Raw genomic sequence first — 13212 nt, 5'->3', positions numbered from 1 at the left:
AAACCGGCAGCAGCCCAGCGCCCCGTGCGGGCGCGTGGATTGAAACATTGCAGGAGCTGGCGGCGGTGGGTCTAGCTGGGAGGTCGCGCCCCGTGCGGGCGCGTGGATTGAAACATCATTCGGGGGTGCGGGCGTCACCTGAACAACAGTCGCGCCCCGTGCGGGCGCGTGGATTGAAACCGTTTGCTCCCACCAATTAATTACAACCGGCAACAGTCGCGCCCCGTGCGGGCGCGTGGATTGAAACATGAGGTAGGCCACAGGCGCATAGGCCTCGACACGGGTCGCGCCCCGTGCGGGCGCGTGGATTGAAACATGCGCTACCTGCAGAGCCAGCAGGCGAGCCGTCTGTCGCGCCCCGTGCGGGCGCGTGGATTGAAACCGTCCCACCAGAACCAACTGCCGAGACCTGTGTGCAGTCGCGCCCCGTGCGGGCGCGTGGATTGAAACCTTGCTGCCGAAGTAGAAGGACCTGCCTCGGCCAGTCGCGCCCCGTGCGGGCGCGTGGATTGAAACGTCGTATGCAGGAGCAGTCCAGGGACGATCCGAGGTCGCGCCCCGTGCGGGCGCGTGGATTGAAACCAACAAGCGTCAAGGCGGGCGAAGCGTCAGCGGACGTCGCGCCCCGTGCGGGCGCGTGGATTGAAACATGATGTGCCTGCAGATGGCCATCCCGCCCATTGGTCGCGCCCCGTGCGGGCGCGTGGATTGAAACCCATGTGCGGCTGTCTTTGACGCCGCTGCGCTTTTGTCGCGCCCCGTGCGGGCGCGTGGATTGAAACGTACTGCCCGCGCTCCTGCGGGCTCTGCTCGCTGTCGCGCCCCGTGCGGGCGCGTGGATTGAAACGCCGCCTCGGCCGCCGTGTCCGCTGACTTCTGCGCGTCGCGCCCCGTGCGGGCGCGTGGATTGAAACTTCGCCGACAACCCCGGCGCGGCACTGCTGGCGGTCGCGCCCCGTGCGGGCGCGTGGATTGAAACCCGTTGATCCAGTTCGGGGGCTTGCCCCGGCCGGTCGTCGCGCCCCGTGCGGGCGCGTGGATTGAAACTGGGCGATCAGCGCGTCCTTGAACGCCGTGTACAGCGTCGCGCCCCGTGCGGGCGCGTGGATTGAAACGAGTTCTCCAGCAAGGAGACCCAAAAGGGCCTCGTCGCGCCCCGTGCGGGCGCGTGGATTGAAACAGGCATATCGGCCACCCCATCACGCTTGTCGCTGTCGCGCCCCGTGCGGGCGCGTGGATTGAAACATCGACCACCTCCGCCAATGGTCAGCGCCTTCCAGTCGCGCCCCGTGCGGGCGCGTGGATTGAAACTGGAACGAGCCAGCGCCGCCGCCAGGGGTGAACAGGTCGCGCCCCGTGCGGGCGCGTGGATTGAAACGTTCCCGGTCTTGTTGTGCTCGCGTGGGTTACTTGTGTCGCGCCCCGTGCGGGCGCGTGGATTGAAACATGCTAATGTGCGCGCGCTAATCGGCCGTCATGTGGTCGCGCCCCGTGCGGGCGCGTGGATTGAAACCAGTCCATGACTAGTAACGTGGGTCAGGCTCGCGAGTCGCGCCCCGTGCGGGCGCGTGGATTGAAACACGCCCGCCGTGGCGCCCTGCACCATACCAGGAGGTCGCGCCCTGTGCGGGCGCGTGGATTGAAACTCCAGCGCATCGTCGCGCTCGTATCGCACCCGGGTCGCGCCCCTTGCGGGCGCGTGGATTGAAACTCCTGATACGGTGAAGACGGTGCGGGGTCTGCGGTGTCGCGCCCCGTGCGGGCGCGTGGATTGAAACATCCACTCGTTGTAGTCGTAGAACTTCTCGCCCTGTCGCGCCCCGTGCGGGCGCGTGGATTGAAACACCGCTCAGGTGGCTGCCTTGCAGCAGAGGCCGGTCGCGCCCCGTGCGGGCGCGTGGATTGAAACTTCGCCCGGATGCCCGAGATCAACGCGAAAGCTGCGTCGCGCCCCGTGCGGGCGCGTGGATTGAAACAAGGCCAAGGTGCGCCATTACGATCACGGTGCACCGTCGCGCCCCTTGCGACCGCGTGGATTGAAACCCCTGCCGCCACAGCAAGCGCCCCACGCATTTGAAACGAATCGCCTGACTCACTCCTCGCCGCGCAGACCGCCATTGAGAGAGAGTCCAGCCACTGCCTGCAGCAGGTACCCGCGTGCCTCATCCAGCGAGGGACCTGCATGCCCATCGATCCGCCGGATATAGGGAGATGTGAGCACAGCCATGGCATTGCCATCAGGCCCGAGGATGGGGCAGGAGATGTCCACCACGCCATAGGACTGCAGGCTTTCGCTCTGCCTGTAGCCCGTGCTGCGTATCTGTTCCAGCATGTCGTGCAACTGCGTCTCGGGCAGTGGCACCTCGCCTTCCAAAGGCGTGTGCTCGGCCAGCATCTGCGCGCGGCGTTCGGGTGTCTGGCAGGCCAGCAGTACATGGCCTGACCCGGTGTCCAGCAGCCCGACGCGTGCGCCCAGCCTGATTGACAGGCCCCAGTTCCCGGGGCCGGGGACCTGGGCCACGATCAGGACATTGCCACGGTCGTAGAGGCCCAGGTGGCAGGACTGCTCGGCCTGCCGCGCATAGGCATCCATGACGGGCAGCGCCTGGGTCACGAGGCGGTTGACGGGCGGGTGGCGGTGCGCCAGCGCGAACATCTTGAGGCTGAGCGCATGGCGGTCGCCGCCGGCCGAGCGCATCACATATTGCCGGGCCACCAGCCGCTCGAGCATGCGGTAGATCTCACTGGGGCCCCGGCCCAGTTCCTTGACGATCTCGGCCCGCGTCAGGCCATCGGGGTGCTCGGCCAGCAGCTCCAGGATGTCCAACCCCTTGTCCAGTGCCGGCGCGCGGTAGCGCTCGCTGTCTTCTGCGTTGTCCAGTGCTTTGCTCATGCGTGCAGATCTTACGTTCGGGATAGGACAAGTCCTGTTTTTGCTGCCGACCTGCGCAAGCGGTGCGTGGGCTGGGTAAACCATAGCTGCCGAAGTGAGATTTATTTATAAATAATTAATTCATGGATGAATAAATTGCCCCAGCGATGTGCCACGCGCCATCGGCAAAAAGGCGTTCCAGCGGCACCGCCGGAGTCCCGGCACACATGAGGAGGCACTTTCCATGGCTGCACTGCACGGCGTTTTCCAGGTTCCGGCCGGATGTTCCGCAATGCTTTGCCGGCTCATGTCCGCTGTAGCCGCGCTGGCTTCAGTGGCGGCGCTGGCCGGCGCGGGGCCGGCGCTGGCGGCGGAACCTGGCCCGGCGCAGGGCAGGATCGGGGTCAACCTGCCACTGCTGACCTCGCCGTTCTGGCAGGCCTACAACGGCTACCTCCCGCAAATGGCCAAGGCCCTTGGGGTCGACATCCTGGCGCCGGTGAACTCCAACCAGGACCCGGCCCAGCAGATCACCGACGTGGCCAATCTGATCAACCTCGGCGCCAAGGGGTTGGTGGTGGCGCCATTGGATTCGGCGGCCATTGGTCGCGCGCTCGCCTTGGCCGAGCAGGGGAAGATTCCTGTGGTGGCGGTGGACGTGGCGCCTACCCGGGGCAAGGTGGCGATGGTGGTGCGTGCCGACAACCGCGCCTATGGCACGCGGTCCTGCCAGTACCTGGGCGCGCAGGTGAAGGCGGGCAAGGTGGTGCAGATCATGGGCGACCTGGCATCGGTCAACGGCCGTGATCGGGCCGAGGCTTTCCGCAGTTGCATGAAGGATTTCCCGGCGCTGCAGTTGCTGGAGATTCCCGCGGCCTGGAAGTCCGATGCCGCCGCTGCCGCGCTCGACGGCCTGCTGTCCGCGCATCCGGACCTGAAGGGCATCTACATGCACGCAGGCGGCGTCTATCTGGCGCCCACGCTGCAGACGCTGCGGCGCAGGGGGCTGCTGCATCCGGCCGGCGATCCGAGGCACATCGTGGTGATCAGCAACGACGGCATCGCCCAGGAGCTGGATGCCATCCGCAGGGGCGAGATCGACGCCACCATCTCGCAGCCCGCCGATCTTTACGCAAAGTACGGCCTGTACTACATCAAGGCAGCGCTGGCAGGGCAGTCGTTCAAGCCCGGGCCCACCCCGCATGGCAGCCGCATCGTGGAGGTGGCGCCCGGCATTCTGGAGGACCAGTTGTCCGCACCCGTGGTGACCCGCGAGAACGTGGACGACAAGTCGCTGTGGGCCAACCAGCCATGACGATGCCCCCCGGATTCATGGCTGACAGACCGGGCACGCCGGTGATGGAGGCGCGTGGGCTCGGCTTGCGTTTCGGCTCCACGACGGCCTTGCACGATGTGAGCCTGGCGGTCATGCCGGGCGAGTCGCATGCACTGGCTGGCCGCAACGGCGCAGGCAAGTCCACCTTGGTCGCCCTGCTGACCGGCCTGCACCAGCCCGGCACGGGAAGCATCCTCTTCAACGGCCAGCCCGCGCCTGCGGTGGCCGACCGCATGGCCTGGCGTCAGCATGTGGCCTGTGTCTACCAGCATTCGACCATCATCGGCGAGCTGTCTGTCGCCGAGAACCTGTTCATCAACCGGCAGCCGCTGCGCCATGGCTGGATTTCCTGGCGCGTGCTGCGGCGCGAGGCAAGGGCCTTGCTGGATGCCTGGCAGATCGATGTGCACGAGGATGCGCTGGCCCGGGATCTGACGGTGGAAGCCCGCCAACTGGTGGAGATCGCGCGGGCGCTGTCGCTGGGCGCGCGCTTCATCATCCTGGACGAACCCACGGCGCAGCTGGACCACGACGAGACGCGGCGGCTGCTCAGGCGCGTGCACGACCTGCAGCAAGGCGGCGTCACGTTTCTCTTCATCTCGCACCACTTGCAGGAGATCTATGAGATTTGCCAGACGGTCACCGTGCTGCGCGATGCGCGCCATGTGGTGACGGCGCCGGTGGCGCAGTTGCCCCGGCAGGCGCTGGTCGAGGCCATGACCGGCGAGCGGGACAGCCTGGCCGGCTCGCCTTGCGCCGCCCACGCACCCCCGGCAGGCGGGGGCGCGGGCGTTGCCCCCGTGGTGCTGGCGCTGCAGCAGGTGTGCGGCAAGGGTTTCGGGGCTGTCAGCCTGCAGGTGCGGCGTGGCGAGACCGTGGGGCTGACAGGCTCCACCAGCAGCGGGCGCACGGCCGTGGGTGAGGCGGTGGCGGGCCTGCGGCGCACCACGGCAGGCCGGATCCTGGTGTCGGGCCGCGTGCTGCCGCCCGGCGATGTGGGCGCCGCGCTGGCGCACGGCGTGGGTTGCGTGCCGCAGGACAGGCACCGCCAGGGCCTGGTGCCGGGGCAGTCCATTGCCGAGAACGCAACCATGACCATCATGGACAGGCTGGGCCGGTTCGGGTTCATCGCGCCATCGCGCAGGCAAGCCGCGGCGCTGGCGGCCATGCGCGCACTGGATGTGGCGGCCAGCGGGCCGCAGCAGGCCGTGTCCGGCCTGTCGGGCGGCAACCAGCAGAAGGTGGTGATGGCGCGCGCCCTGGCCAGCGAGCCCGATGTGCTGGTGCTCATCGATCCCACTGCGGGTGTGGATGTGAAGTCCCGGCAGGCATTGCTGGCCGTGGTGGAGGAGGAGCGACGGCAGGGCCGGGCCGTGCTGCTGGCGAGCAGCGAGCTGGACGACCTGCGCATCTGCGACCGCGTGCTGGTGATGTCGCATGGCCATGTGGTGGCCGAACTCGCCAGAGGCTGGGACGACGGTGAACTGATTGCCTCCATGGAAGGAGTGAGCCTGCATGCGCACTGAAGCCTTTGTCTCGCCGAACACGGCTGTGCCCGTGCCGGCCGCCGGGCGGCTCGCCCTGCACCGGCTGCGCGACTATGCGCTGGTGCCTGCGCTGGCCCTGCTGTTCGTGCTGGGAGCCTTGACCAGCCCCAGCTTTCTGACACCGGCCAACCTGGTCAGCATCCTGGGGGCCTCCGCAGCCCTGGCGCTGGTGGTGCTGGCGGAGTCGCTGATCATCATCACGGGCAAGTTCGATCTGTCGGTGGAGTCCACGGTGGGCATTGCGCCGGCGGTGGGCGCCATGCTGGTGATTCCTGCAGCCTCGGGAGGCTTTGGCACGGAATGGCCGGTGGCGGCGGGGCTGCTGGCCATCGCGGCCGTGGGCGCATGCACGGGTTTTCTCAATGGCCTGTTGGTCGTCAGGCTGCGGCTCAATGCCTTCATCGTCACGCTGGCGATGCTGATCGTGCTGCGCGGCGTGCTGGTGGGCGCGACCAGGGGCGGCACCCTATTCGACATGCCGCAGCCTTTCTTCGCCCTGGCCACGGCCACGCTGCTGGGGCTGCCGCTGTCGGTCTGGCTGGCGGCGCTGGCGTTCGGCACGGCCGCCGTGGTGCTACGCCACCACCGGCTGGGCCGCGCGCTGTATGCGATTGGCGGCAACCCCCATGCGGCGCGCGCGGCGGGCATCAATGTGGACCGTATTACCTGGGGCGTCTTCGTGCTGGCCGGTGTGCTGGCCGCAGTGGGCGGGCTGGTGGTCACAGGCTATGTGGGCGCGATCAATGCCAACCAGGGCAGCTCGATGATTTTCACGGTGTTCGCGGCGGCCGTCATCGGCGGGATTTCGCTCGATGGCGGCAAGGGCTCCATGTCGGGGGCGCTGTGCGGCGTGCTGCTGCTGGGCGTGGTGCAGAACCTGCTGACGCTGGCCCAGGTGCCATCGTTCTGGATACAGGCCATCTACGGCGCCATCATCCTCGGCGCCCTGATGCTGGCCCGGCTCGCAGGTGAGCAGCAGCAATAGGCGCGGCCCGCGAATCGCCCATGCAGAAGCTTTTCAAGGGAAGGAATGGCTCCATGAGACTCGCCGGAAAACACATTCTCGTCACCGCAGCCGGGCAGGGCATAGGGCGTGCCTGCGCGCTGATGTTTGCCCGCGAGGGGGCCAGCGTGCTGGCCACCGACATCGACATGCATGCGCTGGCAGAACTGGAGGGACGGGACGGCCTGCGTACGCGGCGGCTGGATGTGACCGATGCGCAAGACATCCTGGCACTGGCCGGGCAGGAGAGGGCTTTCGATGCAGTGCTCAACTGCGCGGGCTTCGTGCACCACGGCAGCATCCTGGACTGCAGTGACGAGGACTGGGCCTTTGCGTGGCAGCTCAACGTCACCTCCATGCACCGCATCATCCGCGCCCTGCTGCCTGCCATGCTGGCCCAGGGCGGCGGGTCGATCATCAACATGTCGTCCGCGGCCTCCAGCGTGAAGGGCGTGCCCCTTCGCCATGCCTATGGCGCCACCAAGGCTGCCGTGGTCGGGCTGACCAAGGCCGTGGCGGCCGACTTCGTCACGCAGGGAATACGCTGCAACGCCATCTGCCCTGGCACGGTGGAGTCCCCGTCGCTGCAGGCGCGCATCGCCGGCCAGGCCCGGCAGCAGGGCGTGCCGCTGCAGCAGGTGCGCGCGGCCTTCGTGGCGCGCCAGCCCATGGGGCGGGTGGGTCGGCCCGAGGAAATCGCCGCGCTGGCCACCTATCTCGCCAGCGATGAATCCCGCTTCGTCACCGGCACGCTGAGCGTGATCGACGGCGGCTGGTCCAACTGAACTGCACAGGAGCGCACCATGAAATTGCTGCGATACGGCCCCAGGGGCCATGAAAGACCGGGCCTGCTCGATGCGCAAGGGCGTGTGCGCGACCTCTCGGGCGTGGTGGACGACATTGCCGGCCCTGTGCTGCTGCCGGACAGCCTGGCGCAACTGGCCGCCCTGGACCCCTTGCAGCTGCCCCTGGTGGAAGGCGTGCCGCAGCACACGCTGCGCCTGGGCCCCTGCGTGGGGCGGGTGGGCAAGTTCGTGTGCATAGGCCTCAACTACTCGGACCATGCGGCCGAGGCCGGCATGCAGGTGCCGCCCGAGCCCGTGGTGTTTGGCAAGTGGACCAGTGCCATCTGCGGCCCGGACGATGCCATCGAGATTCCGCCCGGCTCCGTGAAGACGGATTGGGAGGTGGAGCTTGGCGTGGTCATAGGCCAGGGCGGGCGCCATATCGACGAGGCCCGGGCCATGCGGCACGTGGCGGGCTATTGCGTGGTCAACGACATCTCCGAGCGCGAGTACCAGCTCGAGCGCGGCGGCACCTGGGACAAGGGCAAGGGCTGCGACGGCTTCGGCCCGCTGGGGCCCTGGCTGGTCACGGCCGACGAGGTGCCCGATCCGCAGGCGCTGCGCATGTGGCTGGATGTGGACGGCCGGCGCATGCAGGACGGCAGCACGGCCACCATGGTGTTCGGCGTGGCCTTTCTCGTCAGCTACCTGAGCCGCTTCATGAGCCTGCAACCGGGCGATGTGATCTCCACCGGCACGCCGCCGGGCGTGGGCATGGGCCAGAAGCCGCCCATGTACCTGCGTGCCGGGCAGGCCATGCGGCTGGGCATCGCCGGCCTGGGCGAGCAGCGCCAGACCATGGTGGCGGCCCGCGTGCAACCGAATCCCTCGACAACCGGCAAGGCCTGAGAAGACCATGACGCGAATCCTGTCCCTGCGCGTGCTCGATGTGCGCTTTCCGACCTCCAGTCACCTGGATGGGTCTGACGCCATGAACCCGGACCCGGACTACTCCGCCGCCTATGTGATCCTGGAGACGGATACGCCCGGCCTTGAGGGGCACGGGCTGACCTTCACCATCGGTCGCGGCAACGAGGTCTGCTGCGCCGCCATCGCGGCCATGCGCCACCTGGTGGAGGGCATGGAGCTCGACTGGGTCCGCCAGGACATGGGACGCTTCTGGCGCCACATCACCTCCGACAGCCAGTTGCGCTGGATCGGCCCGGACAAGGGGGCGATGCACCTGGCCACCGGCGCCGTGGTCAATGCCGTGTGGGACCTGTGGGCCAAGGCCGAGGGCAAGCCGCTGTGGCGTCTTGTGGCCGATTTCACGCCCGAGGAGTTCGTCCGCGCGCTGGACTTCCGCTACATGACGGATGCCCTGACCGAAGCCCAGGCGCTGGAGCTGCTGCATCGCCAGTCGCCGCGCAAGGCCGAGCGCATCGGCGTGCTGGAGCGCGAGGGCTATCCCTGCTACACGACCTCGGCCGGCTGGCTGGGCTATGACGACGACAAGCTGCGCCGCCTGTGCCGCGAGGCGGTGGCCGGTGGCTTCAACCACGTCAAGCTCAAGGTGGGGCGCAGCCTGCAGGACGATATCCGGCGCGTGTCCATCGCGCGCGAGGTGCTGGGGCCGGACCGCCAGCTGATGATCGACGCCAACCAGGCCTGGGAGGTGGGGCAGGCCATCGGCTGGGTGCGGGAGTTGGCCTTTGCCAGGCCCTGGTTCATCGAGGAGCCGACCAGCCCTGACGATGTGGAGGGCCACCGCGCGGTGCGCGAAGCCGTTGCTCCGGTCCAGGTCGCCTCTGGAGAGATGTGCCAGAACCGCATTCTCTTCAAGCAGTTCATCCTGCGTGGCGCCATCGACGTGGTGCAGATCGACGCCTGCCGGCTGGGAGGGGTCAACGAGGTGCTGCTGGTACTCCTGCTGGCCGCAAAGTACGGTCTGCCCGTGTGTCCGCATGCCGGGGGCGTGGGCCTTTGCGAGTATGTGCAGCATCTGTCCATGATCGATTTCGTCTGCGTGTCCGGCACGCGTGACGGGCGCGTGATCGAGTACGTGGACCATCTGCACGAGCACTTCGTGGATCCCTGCGTGGTGCGCAATGCGGCCTACATGCCTCCCGGTGCGCCCGGCTTTTCCATCACGATGAAGCCGGAATCTCTGGCCAGGTATCGCTTCCAGGCCTGAGCCATGGCCCTGTCCCATTCCCATTCACTTTTGCATCCGCGCATCGATGCACACCTGCATTTCTGGCGCTACAGCGCCGGGGACTATCCATGGATAGGCGCGGACATGCGGGCCCTGGCGGTGGACCGCACGCCCGGCCATCTCCTGCCCCAGCTGTCTGCCTGCGGCTTCACGGGCGCCATCGCCGTGCAGGCGCGCGCCACGGTCGATGAGACGCGGTTCCTGCTGGAGCTGGCGCGGCGCAATGACTGGATACGCGGCGTGGTGGGGTGGGAAGACCTGACCTGCGAGGGCCTGGGCGAGCGCCTGCAGGACTGGCGTGCCGAGCCGAGGCTGTGCGGCTGGCGCCATCAGGTGCAGGACGAGCCCGATGCCGCAGCCTTTCTGGGCTGCGCCGCATTCGGGCGCGGCATGGCCTTGTTGCAGCGCCAGGGCTGGGCGTATGACCTGCTCGTCTTCCATCACCAGATGGAGGCGGCTGCCGCCTTCTGCGCACGGCACGACGCGCACTGGCTGGTGCTGGACCATCTGGGCAAGCCCCCGCTGGCCGTGCTGGCCCGGGAACAGGCCGCATTCGGCCACTGGCAGGCGCGGCTGGGGCGTTTTGCCGCGCTGCCGCATGTGGCCTGCAAGCTCTCGGGCCTAGTGACCGAGGCCGACTGGCGCGCCGGGCTGGACGGGGCAGGCAGGGCTTGCCTGCTGCGCTGTCTAGATATGGCCTTGCAGGTGTTCGGTCCGCAGCGGCTGATGTTTGGCTCCGACTGGCCGGTCTGCCTGCTGGCCGCGCCATACGCCACGGTCTTTGAGCTGGTGGATGGTTGGGCGTCGTCGCGGCTGTCGGCCTCCGAGCGTGAGGCGCTGTGGGGCGGCACCGCCGCGCGCTGCTACGGCCTGCATCCGCAAGGCATGACCTGACCACATGGGAGGCAGCATGGACCTGAACCTGAAAGACAAGACCTTCATCGTCACGGGCGGTGCCAGCGGCATCGGGGCGGCCATCTCGCTGCGGCTGGCCGGTGAAGGTGCGATTCCGCTGATCTGCGGCAAGGACACCATGTGCGCGCGGTTCGAGGCGCAGCTCATGGAGCTGCAGCCCCGGGCCCGCCACTTCCGCTTCGACCTGGTCGATGAACAGGCATGCGGAGAGATGGTGGCCCGCGCTGCGGCGGACTGCGGCCACATCGACGGCCTGGTGAACAACGCGGGCATCAATGACGGCGTGGGCCTGGAGGCAGGGCGCGACGCCTTCGTGCGCTCGCTGCAGGCCAACCTGGTGCACTACTACGTCATGGCCCACCATTGCCTGCCACACCTCAAGGCCAGCCGTGGCTCCATCGTCAACATCTCGTCCAAGACCGCGCTGACCGGGCAGGGCCAGGCCAGCGGCTACTGCGCGGCCAAGGGGGCCCAGCTCTCGCTGACGCGCGAATGGGCTGCCGCGCTGGCAGCCGATGGCGTGCGCGTCAATGCCGTGGTGCCCGCCGAGGTGATGACGCCGATGTACCTGCACTGGCTGGGCCGCTTCGACGACCCCGGGCGCCAGCTGGAACAGATCAGCGCCCGGATTCCGCTGGGCCGGCGCATGACGGCGGCCGAGGAGATTGCGGACACGGTCGTCTTTCTTCTGTCCGAGCGGGCATCGCACACCACGGGGCAATGGCTGTTCGTCGATGGCGGCTACACCCACCTGGACCGCGCGCTGACCTGACCACCATGGAGACACCATGCGCCAATGCCTTGCACTCGACCTCAGGGATGACCCGGCGCTGATCGCCCGCTATGAAGCCCTGCATCGCAGGATCTGGCCCGAGGTGGAAGCGCATCTGCGCGGCCATGGCGTGGTCGGCATGGAAATCCACCGCCTTGGCACGCGCATGGTGATGGTCATGGACACCGATGACGCAGTGCATGACGCCCGGGCCATGGCCCTTGCCTCCGCCACCGATCCGAAGTTGTGCGAATGGGAAGACCTGATGTGGGCCTTTCAGGCCCCCACGCCGTGGACACCACCTGGAGACGAGTGGACGCCCATGGCCTGCATTTTTCGGCTGGAGGATTCTGCGCAGGAGTGAGCGACTGAGCATCCGTCGGCCATGCCCCATCCCCGAACGTCGCTCAACCCCCTTCCAGGGGAAAACACCGGGGCGCCCGCGCCGCAAATGCATAGGTCTGCGCATGAATCGCTCAGGCCTGGCGCCATCCCTGCGGAGAATTCATGAAAGCAGCCTGCAGGGCATCGCAACCACGGGGCTGCATGCACCCGCAATAGCAAGAAGCACAAGAACAAGAAGCACAAGAAAAGGGGCTGGCGACCGGTTTCAAGCTGCTCCCCATGGCAGCCGTGCTGCGGCCATGGGGATTTTCGCCAATCGGCAATGTCAAGGAGGAGAGGGAGATGAATAAACGCATGATCCGCAGCGCTGGCCTGGCCGCGCTGGTGCTGGGCACGGCCCTGGCGGCCCAGGCCCAGAGTTCGGTCACGCTCTATGGGCGTGTGGTCGCGGGGGTGGACTACCAGAACAATGTGTACGACCCGGCCACGGGGGGCTCTGGCAATCTGTGGCGGGCCGTGGGCAACCAGTGGGGCACGAGCATGCTGGGTTTCAAGGGGGAGGAGGACCTGGGCGGAGGGCTGCATGCGCTGTTCACGCTGGAGTCGGGCTTCAGCATCGACGATGCCAGGTTCAACGGCGCAGGTTTCTTCAACCGCCGCACCTTCGTGGGCCTGCGCAGCGGCTGGGGCACGCTGAAGCTGGGCAAGGACCTGTCGATCTCGGATGCGCACTGGGCGCTGGACCCCACGGGCCAGCAGTTCATCGGCTCGGCCACGCTGGTGCGGGGGCGCAACTGGGGCGGGCATGACAACATGGTCTCGTACGAAACGCCCAGCTGGGGCGGCCTGCGCGTGCTGGCGCTGACCGGCCTGGGCGAGCAGCCGCAGGGCGCATCGCGGCTGCGCAAGGATGCGCTGTCGGTGTCCTATACCGCGCCCACGTTCGAGTTGCGCGCCATCTACGATGTGGCCCGCGATGCCAATGGTCGCTTCAGCGATCTGTACACCACATCCCGCAACCTGACGCTGGGCGGCACGGTGACGCTGTCCGCGCTCAAGCTGTTCGCGGGCTATGAGCAGCTGTCTGCGCCCGACAGCGCGGCTGGCGTGCCCAACAAGGCGCGGCAGTACTGGATGGGCGCGCGCTACAAGGTGTCAGGCCCGCTGACGCTGATCGGGGCGGGCTACCGCACCACGGTCAACAACGGCGGCGGCAGCGCCAACCTGTTCATGGCGGGTGCCGACTACGCGCTGTCCAGGCGCACGCTGCTGTACGCCAGCGTGGGCAATGTGCGCAATGGCGGCAATGCGAACTTCTCGGTGGAGACCACCAACAACAACCCGGCGCCGGGCGGCAGCCAGACCGGCCTGTACCTGGGCATGGCGCATTCGTTCTGACAGGGGCGGGGCACTTTGGCGGAG

General features: G+C 67.7%; 11 protein-coding genes and 1 CRISPR repeat array. Of the genes, 10 read left to right on the top strand and 1 reads right to left on the bottom strand.

All coding sequences use genetic code 11. The features are described from left to right. Positions 1–14: 14 nt before the first annotated feature. Positions 15–2043: direct repeats of the CRISPR family, unit length 32 nt; unit sequence GTCGCGCCCCGTGCGGGCGCGTGGATTGAAAC. Between the two features lie 49 nt (positions 2044–2092). Further along, complete coding sequence (locus tag DTS01S_RS20660) at positions 2093–2893, bottom strand: IclR family transcriptional regulator (protein ID WP_061288629.1); 801 nt, start codon at positions 2891–2893, stop codon at positions 2093–2095. A gap of 286 nt (positions 2894–3179) precedes the next feature. On the opposite strand from DTS01S_RS20660, the gene DTS01S_RS20655 reads away from it, so the two are divergent. From DTS01S_RS20655 to DTS01S_RS20610, 10 genes are all read left to right on the top strand, one after another. Further along, complete coding sequence (locus tag DTS01S_RS20655) at positions 3180–4187, top strand: sugar ABC transporter substrate-binding protein (RefSeq protein WP_217649278.1); 1008 nt, start codon at positions 3180–3182, stop codon at positions 4185–4187. Between the two features lie 17 nt (positions 4188–4204). Continuing rightward, positions 4205–5734: a sugar ABC transporter ATP-binding protein gene (locus tag DTS01S_RS20650; protein WP_061288631.1), complete on the top strand. Its 1530-nt coding sequence runs from the start codon at positions 4205–4207 to the stop codon at positions 5732–5734. After that, on the top strand, positions 5724–6740 hold the full coding sequence (locus DTS01S_RS20645; protein WP_017405721.1) for an ABC transporter permease: 1017 nt from the start codon (positions 5724–5726) through the stop codon (positions 6738–6740). Before DTS01S_RS20650 ends, DTS01S_RS20645 begins: the two co-directional genes overlap by 11 nt. A gap of 53 nt (positions 6741–6793) precedes the next feature. Further along, positions 6794–7543, top strand: a complete 750-nt coding sequence (locus DTS01S_RS20640; RefSeq protein ID WP_026062467.1) for an SDR family oxidoreductase — start codon at positions 6794–6796, stop codon at positions 7541–7543. 18 nt (positions 7544–7561) lie between these two features. Then, positions 7562–8452 (top strand): fumarylacetoacetate hydrolase family protein, encoded by an 891-nt coding sequence (locus tag DTS01S_RS20635; protein WP_026062466.1) that lies wholly within the window; start codon positions 7562–7564, stop codon positions 8450–8452. Positions 8453–8459: 7 nt separating this feature from the next. Further along, positions 8460–9737 (top strand): L-fuconate dehydratase, encoded by a 1278-nt coding sequence (locus DTS01S_RS20630; protein WP_026062465.1) that lies wholly within the window; start codon positions 8460–8462, stop codon positions 9735–9737. A 3-nt stretch (positions 9738–9740) separates the two neighbouring features. Beyond that, positions 9741–10652, top strand: coding sequence for an L-fucono-1,5-lactonase (locus tag DTS01S_RS20625; protein ID WP_046241208.1), 912 nt, complete (start codon positions 9741–9743; stop codon positions 10650–10652). Between the two features lie 16 nt (positions 10653–10668). Then, positions 10669–11445 carry an SDR family oxidoreductase gene (locus tag DTS01S_RS20620; RefSeq protein WP_026062464.1) on the top strand — a complete coding sequence of 259 codons (777 nt, stop codon included), beginning with the start codon at positions 10669–10671 and terminating at the stop codon, positions 11443–11445. 16 nt (positions 11446–11461) lie between these two features. Next, positions 11462–11809 carry an L-rhamnose mutarotase gene (locus tag DTS01S_RS20615; protein ID WP_061288625.1) on the top strand — a complete coding sequence of 116 codons (348 nt, stop codon included), beginning with the start codon at positions 11462–11464 and terminating at the stop codon, positions 11807–11809. A 323-nt stretch (positions 11810–12132) separates the two neighbouring features. Then, positions 12133–13188: a porin gene (locus DTS01S_RS20610; RefSeq protein WP_026062463.1), complete on the top strand. Its 1056-nt coding sequence runs from the start codon at positions 12133–12135 to the stop codon at positions 13186–13188. The last annotated feature ends 24 nt before the right edge of the window (positions 13189–13212 follow it).

The sequence above is a fragment of the Delftia tsuruhatensis NBRC 16741 genome (genome assembly GCF_001571325.1).
In the GTDB taxonomy this organism is placed as follows: domain Bacteria; phylum Pseudomonadota; class Gammaproteobacteria; order Burkholderiales; family Burkholderiaceae_C; genus Comamonas; species Comamonas tsuruhatensis.
The sequence above is the reverse complement of the archived record's forward strand: the minus strand, read 5'-3'. Positions and strand labels throughout refer to the sequence as shown.